Annotated in this window: 10 protein-coding genes; 8 read left to right on the forward strand and 2 right to left on the reverse strand. The window is 69.5% G+C overall.

Annotated elements, in window-relative coordinates:
* Window positions 1-66: 66 nt before the first annotated feature.
* The gene (locus tag AB5J62_RS27015; protein WP_370942727.1) at window positions 67-1,290 is read left to right on the forward strand and encodes an HRDC domain-containing protein; all 1,224 of its coding nucleotides are present in this window, start codon (window positions 67-69) and stop codon (window positions 1,288-1,290) included.
* Between the two features lie 93 nt (window positions 1,291-1,383).
* On the opposite strand, the gene AB5J62_RS27020 is transcribed toward AB5J62_RS27015, so the two are convergent.
* The gene (locus tag AB5J62_RS27020) at window positions 1,384-2,013 is read right to left on the reverse strand and encodes a TetR/AcrR family transcriptional regulator (protein WP_370942728.1); all 630 of its coding nucleotides are present in this window, start codon (window positions 2,011-2,013) and stop codon (window positions 1,384-1,386) included.
* 152 nt (window positions 2,014-2,165) lie between these two features.
* Here AB5J62_RS27020 and AB5J62_RS27025 point away from each other — a divergent pair, with 152 nt between their 5' ends.
* Window positions 2,166-3,638 carry an amino acid permease gene (locus AB5J62_RS27025; protein ID WP_370942729.1) on the forward strand — a complete coding sequence of 491 codons (1,473 nt, stop codon included), beginning with the start codon at window positions 2,166-2,168 and terminating at the stop codon, window positions 3,636-3,638.
* A gap of 23 nt (window positions 3,639-3,661) precedes the next feature.
* Here AB5J62_RS27025 and AB5J62_RS27030 read toward each other — a convergent pair whose 3' ends face one another.
* Entirely contained in the window at window positions 3,662-4,885 is a 1,224-nt protein-coding gene (locus AB5J62_RS27030) for an IS110 family transposase (protein WP_370942730.1), read from the reverse strand.
* A 248-nt stretch (window positions 4,886-5,133) separates the two neighbouring features.
* Between AB5J62_RS27030 and AB5J62_RS27035 the strand changes: the two genes are divergently transcribed.
* The 6 genes from AB5J62_RS27035 (at window position 5,134) to AB5J62_RS27060 (ending at window position 15,602) form a co-directional block, all read left to right on the forward strand.
* The gene (locus AB5J62_RS27035; protein ID WP_370942731.1) at window positions 5,134-5,904 is read left to right on the forward strand and encodes a DUF1989 domain-containing protein; all 771 of its coding nucleotides are present in this window, start codon (window positions 5,134-5,136) and stop codon (window positions 5,902-5,904) included.
* Window positions 5,901-6,503, forward strand: a complete 603-nt coding sequence (locus AB5J62_RS27040; protein WP_370942732.1) for an urea amidolyase associated protein UAAP2 — start codon at window positions 5,901-5,903, stop codon at window positions 6,501-6,503. The genes AB5J62_RS27035 and AB5J62_RS27040 overlap by 4 nt, the downstream gene beginning before the upstream one ends.
* Entirely contained in the window at window positions 6,500-10,045 is a 3,546-nt protein-coding gene (gene uca / locus AB5J62_RS27045; protein ID WP_370942733.1) for an urea carboxylase, read from the forward strand. The genes AB5J62_RS27040 and uca overlap by 4 nt, the downstream gene beginning before the upstream one ends.
* A 279-nt stretch (window positions 10,046-10,324) precedes the next feature.
* Complete coding sequence (locus tag AB5J62_RS27050) at window positions 10,325-11,515, forward strand: acetyl-CoA C-acyltransferase (RefSeq protein WP_370950353.1); 1,191 nt, start codon at window positions 10,325-10,327, stop codon at window positions 11,513-11,515.
* Window positions 11,516-13,627, forward strand: coding sequence for a 3-hydroxyacyl-CoA dehydrogenase NAD-binding domain-containing protein (locus AB5J62_RS27055; RefSeq protein ID WP_370942734.1), 2,112 nt, complete (start codon window positions 11,516-11,518; stop codon window positions 13,625-13,627).
* A 376-nt stretch (window positions 13,628-14,003) separates the two neighbouring features.
* Window positions 14,004-15,602 (forward strand): twin-arginine translocation signal domain-containing protein, encoded by a 1,599-nt coding sequence (locus AB5J62_RS27060; protein ID WP_370942735.1) that lies wholly within the window; start codon window positions 14,004-14,006, stop codon window positions 15,600-15,602.
* The last annotated feature ends 4 nt before the right edge of the window (window positions 15,603-15,606 follow it).

Genomic DNA, 15,606 nt, shown 5'->3' on the forward strand with positions numbered 1-15,606 from the left:
GCGCGGTACGCCCGTCCCGTAGGGTCGTCAGTTGTGCAAACCGCAGACCAGGGATTCGACGACGCCATGGAACCGCCAGCACCGATACTCCTGAAGGAGCCGGTCGACGGCACACCACCGGTGATCGTCGATTCCGCTCAGCTCGCCGAAGCCTGCTCGAAGCTGGCGGCGGGCACGGGCGCGATCGCGGTCGACACCGAGCGCGCCTCCGGCTATCGCTACTGGCCGAAGGCGTATCTGGTGCAGCTCCGGCGTGATGGGGCTGGCACCTTCTTGGTCGACCCCATCGCGCTCGAAGGCGAGCTCGCACCGCTCGCCGAGGTGCTCAACGGCCTCGAGTGGGTGCTGCACGCGGCCTCGCAGGATTTGCCATGCCTGGCGGAGCTCGACCTGCATCCGGCGAGCCTGTTCGACACCGAGCTGGCCGGACGGCTGGCGGGTTACGACAGGGTCGCGCTCGGCACGCTGGTCGAGAAGCTGCTCGGCTACACGCTCGAAAAGGGCCACAGCGCGGCGGACTGGTCCAAGCGGCCACTGCCCGTCGACTGGCTCAACTACGCCGCACTCGACGTCGAACTGCTCGTCCAGCTTCGCGAGAAGCTCGAGGCCGAGCTCGACGCCCAAGGCAAGCTCGAATGGGCCAAGCAGGAGTTCGAAGCCGTGCGGACGGCACCGCCGCCCGCGCCGAAGGCCGAACCCTGGCGCCGCACCTCCGGCGTCCACAAGATCCGCAGCGCCCGCGGCCTCGCCGCCGTGCGCGCGCTCTGGCAGGCCCGCGACGAACTCGCCCGCAAACGCGACCGCGCGCCCAGCCGGGTGCTGCCGGACAGCGCGATCATCAACGCGGTCACCGTCGATCCCAAGACCGTCGCCGAACTGCAGGCGCTGCCCGTCTTCGGCGGCCGCGTCCAGCGGAAGTACACCGCGTCGTGGCTCCGGCACCTCCAGGCCGCGAAGCAGCTGCCCGCCCCGGAGCTGCCCAACCCGGCGCAGCCGAACGACGGTCCTCCCCCGCCCAACCGCTGGGCGGACAAGGACCCGGACGCGGCGGCCCGCCTTTCGGCTTCCCGCGCGGCGCTGATCGCGCTCGCGGAGCACCACCGGCTCCCGGTGGAGAACCTGCTGCTGCCGGATCTCGTCCGGCGCACCTGCTGGCGGCCGCCCGCGGACCTCGGCGAAACGTCGATCGCGGAAACCTTGCGTGACGGCGGCGCCCGGCCGTGGCAGATCGCGCTGACGGCGCCCGAGCTGGCCAAGACCCTGCTCTCCAAGGCGCCCAAGGACTCCTAAGGCTCCTGCCCCCGGGATAAAGCCCGCTTTACTCCCGGGGATTTAGCGGGCTTTATCCCGGGGAGTAAAGCCCGCTTTATCCCGGGTTCGCGGTCAGGAGTCTTTGAGCAGGCGCAGCGCTGAGGCTTGGAGCATGGCTCCCGGCTCGGTGCCGGTGATGCGCAGGACGGCGTCCGCGCCGTGCCGGGCGTGCGCCTCGATGTCGACGCCCGGGGTGTCGCGACGCACGAGCGCCGTGCTCTCCACCAAGCCGAAGACGAGGTCGGTCAACGCCGTCGGCCCGTCGATCAGGGCGCGGTAGGCGTCCTTGAGTTCGAGGCGCTCGGCGCGGAAGTCCGCCAGGCCCGGCGCGCTGATCTCGGGCAGGAGATAGAGCGCGCCGAGGTTGTGCGGGCCGCCGCCGAGCAGATGGATGTCCGAGTAGGCCAGCGCCCACAGCCGCGCCGGGGCCGGGGCTTCCACTTTCAGGAGCGCGCGGGCGACGTCCAGCGACGGCCGGACGGTCTCGGCGAGCAGCGCCGCCAGCAGGTCTTCCTTGGCCGGGAAGTGGTAGTACAGCGACGCTTGGCGCAGGCCGGCGCGTTCCGCGATGGCGCGGGTGGTCGTCGCCGCGTATCCGGCTCCGGTGAACAACTCCGCCGCCGCGTCCATGACGGCTTGGCGCGCGTCCTGTCTGCTCGCCGCCGCCCCACTCGCTCTCGGTCTCCCGACTCCACTGCTCATCCCCGAGATCTTGCCCGCATACCGCCCCGCAGCGCTATGCGGAAGTGAAACAGCATGCAATTTACATACAGCTAACCTGACTGGAACGGGTTCGTCGCCGATACGTCCTAGTTTCGGTCGGTCGACCGAAACAAATCCAGAGGGAGCCGCGGGTGTCCGACCTCGCAGAATTCGGCTACAAACAAGAACTTCGCCGCTCACTGGGCGGTTTTTCGGCCTTCGCGGCCGGTTTCTCCTTCGTCTCGATCCTGACCACCGTGTTTCAGCTGTTCGGCTTCGGCTTCTCGTTCGGCGGGACGTTGTTCTTCTGGACTTGGCCGATCGTCATCGCCGGTCAGTTGATGGTCGCGCTCAATTTCGCCGAACTCGCCGCGCGTTTCCCTTTGGCCGGAAGCGTGTACCAGTGGGCGAAACAACTCAGCCGCGGATTCGGCGGCTGGGTCGCCGGCTGGATGATGCTGATCGGCTGCGTCGTCGCGCTCGCCTCGGCCGCGATCGCGCTGCAGGTCGTGCTTCCCTCGGTGTGGAGCGGATTCCAGCTCGTCGGGGGTGACGCCTCGGTGACGTCGCCGACCGGCGCGACCAACGCCGTGCTGCTCGGCACCCTGCTGATCGTCTTCACCACGGCCGTCAACGCGGCGGGCGTGCGGGTGATGGCACGGATCAATGACATCGGCGTCGCGGCCGAACTGCTGGGCGTCGTCGTGCTGCTGGCGGGGCTGGGGATGTTCGCCGTTCGCGGGCCGCAGGTCGTCACGCACGGGACGGGCGAAGCAGGTGTCGGCGGCGTGCTCGCTTCGGCGCTGATGGCCGCGTATGTGCTCTATGGCTTCGACACGGCCGCTTCCGTCGCCGAGGAAACGAAGGACGCGCGCAAGTCCGCGCCCCGCGCGGTGCTTCGCGCGCTGCTCGTTTCCGGGCTCGGCGGACTGGCACTCGTGCTGTTCGCGCTGATGGCCGCGCCGAGCCTGACCGACGGGCAGCTCGCCGGACAGGGCCTGCCCTACGTCATCAAGGCCGTCTTCGGTGACACCCTCGGCCCGATCTTCCTCGCCGACGTCGCCATCGCGGTGGTCGTCTGCACGCTCACCATCCAGACCGGCACGATCCGGCTGATCTACGCGATGGCCCGCGACCGCGCGCTGCCCGGCGCCCGCGCGCTCGCCAAGGTCAACGCCCGCACCGGGACCCCGCTCGCGCCCGCGCTGCTGTCCGGCGCGCTCGCCATCGCGCTGCTGCTGCTCAACGTCGGCAACTCGACGCTGTTCAGCACCCTCACCGCGACCTCGGTCGTGGTCGTCTACCTGGCGTACCTGCTGGTCACCGGCCCGCTGCTCGTCAAGCGCCTGCGCGGCACCATGCCGTCGGCCCAGCCGGGCTGGTTCGCGCTCGGCCGCTGGGGTGTGCTGGTCAACGCGCTCGCCGTGCTCTACGGGCTCGCCATGATCATCAACATCGCCTGGCCGCGCGCCGAGATCTACGATCTGGCAGGCACCGGGTCGCCGTGGATGCTGCTCTTCCCGCTCGAATTCGTGGCAGCAGCGGTGTTGATCGGTTGGCTATGCTGGCTTCGTTTGAAACCAGCCAGTCCCGCCGTACTCGAACCCGTCCCCGCAGTGTCCTGAAAGACATCCCAGGTCCGTAGATGTCAAGCCGCGGTGGAGGTGATGTGGTGCGACCAGGCGGTTGTCTCGTTGTAGAGGGTGCCGGTTTTGAGGCATCCGTGGAGGATGCCGACGAGTCGGTTGGCGAGCTGGCGCAGGGCGGCGTTGTGGCCGCTGCCGCGGGCGCGTTGCGTGTCGTAGTAGGTGCGTGCCCCGGGCGAGAAGCGCAGCGCGCTGAACGCCTGGGTCAGCAACGCGTCAATGAGCCGATCGTTGTGGATGAACCGGGCCAGCGCGACTTTCTTCTTGCCCGACGCTCGGGTGATCGGGGAGGTCCCGGCGTAGTTCTTGCGGGCTTTGGCGGTGGCGTAGCGGTCGGGGTCGTCGCCGAACTCCGCGAGCACCCGGGCGCCGAGAACCGACCCCAGACCAGGCTGGGACAGGATGATCTCAGCGGCCGGGTGCTGCCCAAAATAGGCATCGACCTGCCTTTGCAGGGCTTTGACCTGGGTGTCGAGGACGTTCAGGACCGCGATCAGCGCCTGAACCGAGGCGGCGTAAGCGGCCGCCACCACTTCGGGCTGGCCCAGGTGCTCGGCGCGCAGCGCGGCCTGGATCACCACGGCTTTCTCCGCGATGTTCTTGCGACGCGCCCGTTTCAACGCGGCGCTGATCTGAGCGATCGTCAGCCGGGCTGCCTGGGCCGGGGTCGGGGCCTTGCCCAGCAGTTCCAGGGTGTCGGCGGCGTCGAGGTCATCGAAGGCGGCCAGCGCGGCGGGGAAATAGTCCCGCAGCGCGTGCCGCAGCCGCTGCGTGTGGCGGGTGCGTTCCCAGATCAACGTCTTGTGGGTGCGGGCAACCACCTTCACCGCCTCGATCTGGGCGCTGTCACCGGCGACCGCCCGCAGCTCGTGGGCGTGGGTGCGGGCCATGTCGGCCAGCACATGCGCGTCACCGGCATCGCTCTTGGCACCCGAGACACCCAGCCGGTCGCGGAACCTGGCCGCCTGCAACGGATTCACCGCCAGCACCGTGTACCCGGCGGCGACCAGCGCCCGCACCCACGGACCCCGGTCGGTCTCGATCCCGACCAGCACCTCGGCTTCGTCGGCGTCGTCACCGATCAGCTCACCGATCATCGTATGCAGCCGGGCCATCCCCGCCACACCCTCCGGCAGCCTGGCTCTGCCCAGCCGACGGCCGGCGGCGTCCATCACCTCCACATCGTGGTGGTCCTCAGCCCAGTCATCTCCCACGAAAAGCCGCAAAAGTCCTCCCGATCTCGATCACCTACAGCAGCCAGCGGGAGAACCTCAGCGACCTAATCAAACAGTGCTTCCCACCACGAACACGCGGGGCACGACATCCCATCAGCGATCAACTCTCCCGGCCCACCAGCAGGGGCACTGTCTTTCATCAGGACTCAAGCGTCCAGGACATCCGAGTGCTCACCCGCCGACCGGCTACCACCAGGAGTGTGCCGGATAGCCCACTCCCAGAACTGATTAGGACAGTCATGAGCACCGCGACCACCTACGGAGCCCGGGATCACGCCCGAGCCCAGGATGGCACGATCGTCGAAACGATGCCGACGATCCCGGCTTCGAACTGGCCGGAACCGCCGCCAGGAGTCAACAGCGCGGACCTCGTCTGGGCCGAAACGGTGGCGGGCGACGGCTACACGCACAAGGTGCTCGCGCGCGGCACCGAGCTCCGGCTGACCGACCTCGACGGCGACGCGTGCGCCCACCTGCTGCTGTTCCACGCCGATCAGCCATGGGAACGGCTGAACGTCGCCGACACCGTCAAGGTGCAGTGGAACGCCTACCTCGGCAAGTCGGTGGCGCTGCTGTCCGACCAGGCCAGGGTTCTGGCCACCATCGTCTCGGACGACTCCGAGCGTCACGACTCGCTGTGCGGGCCGTCGCCGAAGGCACTGGCCTCCTTCACCGTCGCGGCGGCGAAACACGGTCTGACGCCTCGCGATCTGCCGCCGAGCCTTTCGCTGTTCCAGGGCGTCCGCGTCGAAGACGACGGCGGGCTGGAGTTCGAAGGGTCGGCCGAGGCAGGCTGCTCGGTGACGCTGCGCATCGAGCTTCCGGTGGTCGTGCTCATCGCGAACTCGGCCCACCCGCTCGATTCCCGTGACCAGGTCTCGAATCTTCAGGTGCTCGCCTGGAAGTCGGAACCGTCCACACCGGACAGTCCGGAATGGAACGCGACACCGGAAGCCAAGCGCGCCTTCGAGAACACCGCCGACTATCTGACCGCGAGGGGGCTGGCGTGAGCGTCATCCTGGACACCGAAGTGCCCGCCATGGCGCCGTTCTCCACGATCGTCCGCAAGGGACAGACGCTGGCGATCATCGACCTGCACGGCAACCAGGCCGTCGACTTCCTGGTCTACGACGCCGAGGACACCGCGCAGCGCTACAGCGCGGCCGCCACGATCGCCGCGCAGCGCAACATCTTCCTGACCACCGGAAGCGTGCTGCGCACCGCCGGGAGCAAGCCGCTGATGACGGTCGTCAAGGACACCTGCGGCCGCCACGACACCATCGGCGGCGCGTGCAGCAAGGAGTCCAACACCTTGCGCTACGGCCAGCACACCCGCCATCAGCACGCCTGCGTCGAGAACTTCCTCAGCGAGGGCGCGAAATGGGGACTCGGCAAGCGTGACCTGGTCAGCAATGTCAACTGGTACATGAACGTGCCGGTCGAGAAGGACGGCACGCTCGGCATCGTCGACGGGATCTCCTCGCCGGGGCTGGAAGTCCAGCTGCGCGCGGAGACCGATGTGCTCGTGCTGGTGTCGAACTGCCCGCAGATCAACAACCCGTGCAACGGGTTCGACCCGACCTCGGTCCGCATGGTGGTCACCGGATGAAGCTGCTGATCGCCAACCGCGGCGAGATCGCCGTCCGCATCATCAGCTCAGCCCGTGAACTCGGCATTGCCTGTGTGGCGGTGTATTCCGACGCGGACCGGTCGTCGGCGCACGTCCGGCTCGCGGACGAGGCCGTCCGGCTCGGGCCCGCGATCGCGCGGGACAGCTATCTCCGTGGCGACCTGATCATCGAGGCCGCGCTCAAGACCGGGGCGACCGCCATCCACCCCGGTTACGGGTTCCTCTCGGAGGACGCGGCGTTCGCCAGAGCGGCCGAAGCGGCCGGAATCGCGTTCGTCGGCCCGGCGCCCGAGCAGCTGGAAGTGTTCGGCAGCAAGCACACGGCGCGCGAGAAGGCCATCGAGGCCGGCGTTCCACTGCTGGCGGGCACCGGCTTGCTGTCCGATGTGGACGAGGCGCTCGGCAAGGCGGCCGAGATCGGCTACCCGGTGATGCTCAAGGCGACGGGTGGCGGTGGCGGCATCGGCATGCGTGCCTGCCACACCGAAGCCGAGCTGCGGGCGGCGTGGGAGTCCGTGCAGAGCATCGCCGCCAAGAGCTTCTCGAACTCGGGCGTGTTCCTCGAACGGCTGGTGACCCAGGCACGGCACGTCGAGGTCCAGGTGTTCGGCGACGGCCGGGGCGAGGTGCTCGCGCTCGGCACGCGTGACTGCACGCTGCAGCGCCGGAACCAGAAGGTCGTCGAGGAGTGCCCGGCGCCGGACCTGCCCGAAGAAGTCCACAAGCGACTGTCCGAATCGGCCGTGCGGTTGTGCTCCGCCGTGCGCTACCGGTCGGCCGGCACCGTCGAGTTCGTGTACGACCCGGTACGCCAGGAGGCCGCCTTCCTGGAGGTCAACACCCGGCTTCAGGTCGAGCATCCCGTCACCGAGGCCGTGTACGGGATCGACCTCGTCGCTTGGATGCTCAAGCTCGCGCAAGGCGAGCAGGGCATGTTCGCCACTCCCCCGGTTCCGCGCGGGCACGCCGTCGAGGCGCGCGTGTACGCCGAGGATCCCGCGCTCGGGCACCGCCCCAGCGCGGGGCTGCTGACCGGCGTCACGTTCCCGCCGGACGTCAGGGTCGACACCTGGGTGGAAGACGGCACGACGGTCACCACGAACTACGACCCGTTGCTGGGCAAGGTGATCTGCCACGGCGAGAGTCGCGGCGAAGCCGTCGCCAAGCTGCTCGCCGCGATCGAGGCGACCCGGGTCGACGGCGTGCGGACCAACCTCGGCCACGTCGCGGCCGCGCTCGCCGACGAGCGTTTCCTGAACGCGGGCCACGACACGGCCACCCTCGACAGCATCGCCGATCCGGCGCCGCGCATCGACGTGCTGCGCGCGGGCACGTCGACGACCGTGCAGGAATGGCCAGGCCGGACCGGCTACTGGCATGTCGGCGTGCCACCGAGCGGGCCGATGGACGACCTGTCGTTCCGGCTGGGCAACCGCGCGCTCGGCAACCCCGAAGGCGCGGCCGGTCTCGAATGCACTGTGGACGGTCCGGAACTGCGGTTCGGCGAATCCGCCACGGTGTGCGTCACCGGTGCTCCGGCGGAAATCACGCTCGACGGCACCCCCGTTCCACAGTGGACCCCGGTCGAGGTACCGGCCGGTTCCACACTGGACATCGGACCCAGCACCTCGGGTTTGCGCACCTACGTGCTCGTACGCGGTGGTCTCGACGTCCCGGATTTCCTTGGCAGCAAAGCGACTTTCACGCTCGGCAAGTTCGGCGGCCACAGTGGCCGGACACTCAAGGCCGGAGACGTGCTGCGCCCCGGCGAGCCCGGCGGCGACCCGACGCACGCGGTGCCGGAGTCCGACCGCCCGGTCTTCACCGAGCACTGGGAGATCGGCGCGGTCGAAGGCCCGCACGCGGCGCCTGAGTTCTTCACGCCGGAGGACATCGAGACCTTCTACGACACCGGCTGGCGGGTGCACTTCAACTCGGCGCGCACCGGCGTCCGGCTGGTCGGGCCACGGCCGGTCTGGGCACGCGAGGACGGCGGCGAAGCCGGGCTGCATCCGTCGAACATCCACGACACGCCGTATTCCGTCGGCGCCGTCGACTACACCGGCGACCTGCCGATCCTGCTCGGCCCGGACGGCCCCAGCCTCGGCGGTTTCGTCTGCCCGGCGACGGTCGCGACCGCGCAGCGCTGGAAGCTCGGGCAGCTCAGGCCCGGCAACACCGTGCGGTTCGTGCCGGTCAGCGACTCGCACGCGGCCGACCTGCGCGTGCGTCCGAACGGGACGGTCCCGGCGAGCCGCGGGCCGATCGAGGACGGCGGCATCCTCGGCCGGGTCGACGACGTCACGTACCGGCGCAACGGCGACGACAACCTGCTGGTCGAGTACGGCCCGATGCAGCTCGACTTCGCGTTGCGGATGCGGGTGCACGCGCTCGCCGAACGGCTGCGGGCCGAGCAGGTGCCGGGCATCATCGACATCACACCCGGCATCCGGTCGCTTCAGGTCCATGTCGACCCGGAGACGCTGCCCGTCTCGAAGATCCTCGGGCTGGCCAAGGAGATCGAGACCGACCTACCGGCCACAAAGGACCTCGTGGTACCCAGCCGGACCGTCCGGCTGCCGCTGTCCTGGGACGACCCGGCGACGCGCGAAGCGATCGAGCGGTACATGACCGGCGTCCGCGACGACGCGCCGTGGTGCCCGTGGAACATCGAGTTCATCAGGCGGGTCAACGGACTGCCGAGTGTGGACGACGTCTACCGCACGGTGTTCGACGCGCAGTACATGGTGCTGGGCCTCGGCGACGTCTACCTCGGCGCTCCGGTGGCCACCCCGCTCGATCCGCGTCACCGGCTGGTCACCACCAAGTACAACCCGGCGCGGACGTGGACGGCGGAGAACTCGGTCGGCATCGGCGGCTCGTACCTGTGCATCTACGGCATGGAAGGGCCAGGCGGCTACCAGTTCGTCGGCCGGACCGTGCAGGTGTGGAGCGGCTGGCAGCAGCGCGGCTCGTTCGAACCCGGCTCGCCGTGGCTGCTGCGGTTCTTCGACCGCATCTCCTGGTACCCGGTCGACGCCGACGAGCTGCTGGACCTGCGTGCCGCCAGCGCGGCGGGCGAACTCGAGCTCGACATCACCGAAGGCGAGTTCGCGCTCGCGGACTATCAGCGGTTCCTGGCCGACAACGCCGACGACATCGCGGCCTTCCGCACCAAGCAGACGGCGGCGTTCGAGGCCGAGCGCCGGGCTTGGGCGGCGGCGGGCGAGTTCGACCCGAAACCGGAGCCGGTCGCGGTCGCCGCACCGGTGAACGTGCAGGCCCCGCCGGGCGGTCACGTCGTCGAGTCGCCGTTCGCCGCGACGGTGTGGCGCGTCGACGCCCGGCCGGGCGACATCGTCGACACCGGCGACGCGCTGGTCACCCTCGAAGCGATGAAGACCGAGACCGTGATCCCGTCGCCGGCCGAGTACGAGGTGCAGGAGTTCCTCGTTTCCCCAGGTGACGAGGTCGCTCAGGGAACGCCGCTGGCGGTGCTGGCCAAACGCCGGGACGCCTGACACCCGACGCCCGTGGTCGTGAGTGTTGCCGACGGTTGGAACCGTCGGCGACACTCACGACCTTTTTCAGTCTGGGGGCGGTAGGGGTGCGCGAGTAGGGACAGGCCACGCGGCGCGTGGCACGCTCGGTGCGGCCCCTGAGTGTGCTTTCGCCCACTCGACCGGGGCACAAGCCTGGTTACCCGCCGGTAACAAGGGCTATGGTTCGGGCAGAATTCCCAATCGCAAGGAGCATTCGTGGCCGCACCAGGAACGCCGCTCGCGCCGGACGCGCGCGCGGTGCGCACCGTGGCCTTCGTCGAAGGGGTACGGACCCCGTTCGGCAAGGCGGGCGACAAGGGCATCTACGCCGGCACCCGTGCCGACGACCTGGTCGTCAACACCATCCGCGAACTGCTGCGCAGGCACCCCGAGCTGCCGCCGGAGCGGGTGGACGAGGTGGCCATCGCCGCCACCACGCAGATCGGCGACCAGGGCCTGACGATCGGCCGGACCGCCGCGATCCTCGCCGGGCTGCCCAAGTCGGTGCCCGGTTTCGCGCTCGACCGGATGTGCGCGGGCGCGATGACCGCCGTCACCACGACCGCCGCGGGCATCGGCTTCGGCGCGTACGACATCGTGATCGCGGGCGGCGTCGAGCACATGGGCCGTCACCCGATGGGCGAGGGCGTCGACCCGAACCCGCGCATCATCGCCGACAAGCTGGTCGACCCGACCGCGCTGGTCATGGGCCAGACCGCGGAGAACCTGCACGACCGGTTCCCGCACCTCACCAAGCAGCGCACCGACGCCTACGCCGCGCGCAGCCAGGAGAAGTACGCCGAAGCCGTCAAGACCGGCAAGATCGGGCCGGAGCTGGTGCCCGTCGCCACCCGGTCGGCCGAACTCGGCTGGGGCCTCGCGACCGAGGACGAGCCGCCGCGCCCCGGCACCACGCTGGAGCAGCTCGCCGGCCTCAAAACCCCGTTCCGGCCGCACGGGCGGATCACCGCGGGCAACGCGGCCGGGCTCAACGACGGCGCCACCGCCGCGCTGCTCGCCGACGAGGCGACCGCGCGCGAGCTGGGCCTGCCGATCGGCATGAAACTGGTCGGCTACTCGTTCGCCGGTGTCGAGCCCGAGGTCATGGGCATCGGGCCGGTGCCCGCCACCGAGAAGCTGCTCAAGCGGACCGGACTGTCCATTGAGGACATCGGGCTGTTCGAGATCAACGAGGCGTTCGCCGTGCAGGTGCTCGCCTTCCTCGACCACTACGGCATCGCCGACGACGACCCGCGCGTGAACCAGTGGGGTGGCGCAATCGCTTGCGGTCACCCGCTCGCCTCCTCCGGCGTCCGGTTGATGACCCAGCTTTCGCGTCAGTTCGCCGAGCGCCCCGACGTGCGCTACGGCCTGACCACCATGTGCATCGGCATCGGCATGGGTGGCACCGTGATCTGGGAGAACCCGGCTTTCGAGGGGAAGAAGTAAATGACTTTCACCGCTGAAGAAGCGCAGAAGGCCTTCCCTGACGAGGTCGTCACGAAGGCCGTCACCCGGCTTGTGAAGGTGCCGGGGCTGGACAAGCCGGTCGCACTGATCACTTTGGACAACGGGCTCGACCACACCAGGCCGTCGACCTTCGGGCCGCAGGGCCTGGTGAGCCTGAACTCCGCGCTGGACGTGGCGTTCGCCGCCGAGCCCGCCGCGATCGCGGTCACCGGCAAGCCGTTCATCTTCGCCGTCGGCGCCGATCTGTCCGGTGTGGAGTCCGTGTCCGACCCGGAGCTGGCTCGCCAGATCGCGCAGACCGGGCACGACGTGTTCCGAAGGCTGACCGAGACTCGGGTCCCGACGTTCGGGTTCGTCAACGGCGCGGTGATGGGCGGCGGGCTGGAGCTCGCGCTGTCGTGCCACTACCGGACGCTGTCGGAGAACGCGGCGGCGATCGCGTTCCCCGAGGTCTTCCTCGGCCTGTTCCCCGGCTGGGGCGGCACGCAGCTGCTGCCGAACCTGATCGGGCCGGACGCCGCGGTGACCGTGATCATCGAGAACGCGCTGGCGCAGAACAAGATGCTCAGCGTCAAGCAGGCCGCCGAGCTGGGCATCGTCGACGCGGTGTTCGGTTCGGCCGACTACCTGGAGCAGTCGCTGCTCTGGCTGTCCAAAGTGGTCCGTGGCGAGATCACGCCCGCCCGCCGTGAGATCGACCGCGGCGCCGAGTGGGACGCCGCGGTCGCCCGCGCGAAGGCCATTGTGGACGGACGCACGCACGGCGCGTCCCCCGGCGCGACCAAGGCCGTCGAGCTGCTGGAGCTGGCGCGGGAGAACGACCTCGACCGTGGCTACGCCGCCGAGACCGACGGGCTCACCGAGCTGCTGATGAGCGACGTCCTGCGCGCGGGGCTGTACTCGTTCAACCTGGTCAACAAGCGCGCCAAGCGGCCCGCCGGCGCGCCGGACAAGTCGCTGGCCCGCAAGGTGACCAAGATCGGCGTCGTCGGCGCCGGGCTGATGGCGAGCCAGATGGCGCTGCTGTTCGTGCGCCGCCTCAAGGTGCCGGTCGTGCTGACCGACGTCGACCAGGCGCGGGTGGACAAGGGTGTGTCCTATGTGCACGGTGAGATCGACAAGCTGCTGGCCAAGAAGCGCGTCTCCCCCGACGGCGCGAACCGCCTGAAGGCACTGGTCACCGGCTCGCTCGACAAGGCCGCGTTCGCCGACGCCGACTTCGTGATCGAGGCCGTCTTCGAGGAGCTCGGCGTCAAGCAGAAGGTCTTCGCCGACCTCGAGCAGTACATCAGGCCGGACGCGATCCTGGCGACGAACACCTCGTCGCTGTCGATCACCGCGATGGCATCCGGGCTGAAGCACCCGGAGCGGGTGGTGGGCTTCCACTTCTTCAACCCGGTCGCCGTGATGCCGCTGCTGGAGATCGTCCGCGCCGAGAAGACCGACGACGCGACGCTCGCGACCGCGTTCGCGGTGGGCAAGTCGCTCAAGAAGTCCAGCGTGCTGGTGAAGGACGCAAGCGCTTTCGTCGTGAACCGGCTGCTGCTGCGCTTCCTCGGCGAGGTGCTGATCGCCGTCGACGAGGGCACCCCGTTCGAGGTCGCCGACAAGGCACTGGAGCCGCTCGGCCTGCCGATGACCCCGCTGGTCCTCATGCAGCTGGTGGGCCCGGCCATCGCGCTGCACGTCGGCGAGACGCTGCACGAGGCGTTCCCGGACCGCTTCAAGGTCAGCGAAAACCTGGCTCGCTTCGTCAAGGCGGGCAAGTCCGGCGTCTGGCAGTGGGACGCGGCGGGCAACGCCACGGTCGACCCCGAGGTCGACGCGCTGTGGCAGCGCGGCGACGCACCGTCCACTGAGGACGAGGTGCGCGCGCGGGCGCTGGCGGCGATCGCCGAGGAGATCCGGATCATGCTCGACGAGGGCGTGGTCGCCGAGGCGCAGGACATCGACCTGTGCCTGATCCTCGGCGCGGGCTGGCCGTTCTGGCTCGGCGGCATCACGCCGTACCTGGACCGCGCCGGCGTTTCCGAGAAGGTCAACGGGAAGCCGTTCCTCGCACCGGGCGTCGCCTCGGTTCCCGTGGCGTAACGGCTCAGGGGTCGTGAGTGGTATCGCCGGTTAGAACCGGCAATACCACTCACGACCACTCGCTCACGCTGGACAGAGTGAGGGTGCCCCTGAGTGCTTACCACGCACCGAGGGCGCCCCTCGCTTCACCAGCTGGGCCGGGATAAAGCCCGCTAAACTCCGCCAAGCGCGGGCTTCCCCCGCCCGGCTTTCGCGGGCCTACAACCGCTGGGTAGCGAGGGTCGTGAGCGTTGCGGGCGGTTAGAACCGCCCGCAACGCTCACGAGTCTGGTGAGCCTGCTTACAGGCGCATGGTTCGTTCTCCGGCGCGACACCGTCCGTTCACCGCCTGCGTTTAGCGTCCAGCCGACTTCATCGGCTCGGCAGCAGGAGTGACATGACCAGCGAGAACGTGGACCGCCGTGGATTCCTGAAGCGGGCGGGCCTGCTCGGCGCGGCGGCCGCCGCGGGCGCACCGGTGCTCGGCGCGCAGCCGGCCGAGGCATCGGGGATCGAGCTGGATATCGATCTCGGGCTGCTGTTCGGCCGTGAGAGATACCAGTGGCTGGTGGGTGACCACCACATCCACACCCAGTATTCGTACGACGCGATGTACACAGTGGACCGGATCGTCGGCGGCGGGCGGCGGTACGGCGCGGACTGGATGGTCATCACCGACCACGGGCATGCCACGCACGAGAAGTCCTCTGTGGAATCCACCAGCAAGGATGTCCTTGCCGCGCAACGCAAGTACCGTGACACGCTGCTGTGGCAGGGCATGGAGTGGAACGTGCCGGGCGCCGAGCACGCGACGTTGTTCTTCCAGGCCGGCGCGAACCAGGCGGCCAAGCTGCGTGAGTTCGAGCGGAACTTCGACTGGCGCCTGACCGACACCGAAGCGGGCACGCCCGCGAACGAGGCGAAAGCGCTTGCAGCGATCCGGTGGCTGGTCGAGCAGGAGCGCACCGGGCGGATCCACGCGCCGGTGGTGCTGATCAACCACCCGCTGCGCAACGGCCGCGTCTCCCCGCACGAGCTGCGCGCGCTGCGTGACGCGGCGCCGGGGATCGTGATCGGCATGGAAGGCGCGCCCGGCGCGCAGGCCGACGGGTTCCCGGTGCCGCTCGGCAACGGGCAGGGTCACCGCGGCGGGTACGCCAACTCCCCCGGCGGCAACTCGTGGGCCGGGTTCCCGGCCGAGGCGTACCGCACCTACGGCGGGTTCGACTGGTCGGTCGCGAAGGTCGGCGGGCTGTGGGACTCGATGCTCGCCGAGGGCAAGCCGTGGTGGATCACCAGCAACTCCGACGTGCACTACGGGCGAGGCGACACGCTCGTCCGGCCGCAGGTGCCGGACGGCTTCTACGACGGCACCGGCAAGTACCCGGACCCGATCGAGACCGGGGTCAAGCAGTTCTTCCCGCCCTACGCGGACTTCTACCCCGCCGAGTTCAGCCGGACCTACGTCGGCGCAAAGCACCGCAGCTACGAGGGCGTGCTCGAAGGGCTGCGAGCCGGGCGCGTCTGGGTGAACCACGGCGGGCTCGTCGACGCGCTCGAGGTCGGGGCGCGGGGCGGCTGGGGTGACACGGCGACGCTCGGCGGCAGGCTGCGGGTGCGGCGCGGCGACTCGGTCACGGTCGTCGTCTCGGCGCGGCTGGCGGCGCTGCCCAACGGCGGCGGGTCCATCCCGAAGCTGGCCAGGCTCGACCTGATCTCGGGGCCGGTCACCGGCAAGTGCGACCCCGACACCGTGTCCGCGCCGGGCACCAAGGTGGTCGAGTCGTTCGAGCCGCGCTGGGCGCCGGGCAGGCACGTCACCTTCCGCCACACCTTCCGCAACGTGCGCGAGCCGTTCTACGTGCGGGTGCGCGGCACCGACGGGAAGCGGCACGTGGCGGGCGGCATCGAGCCGATCGCCGACGTGGTCGGCCAGGCGAACCCGTACGAGGACATGTGGTGCTACGCCAATCCCATCTTCGTGGACGTGCGCTGAGAGT

It is taken from the genome of Amycolatopsis sp. cg5, assembly GCF_041346955.1.
GTDB lineage: Bacteria > Actinomycetota > Actinomycetes > Mycobacteriales > Pseudonocardiaceae > Amycolatopsis.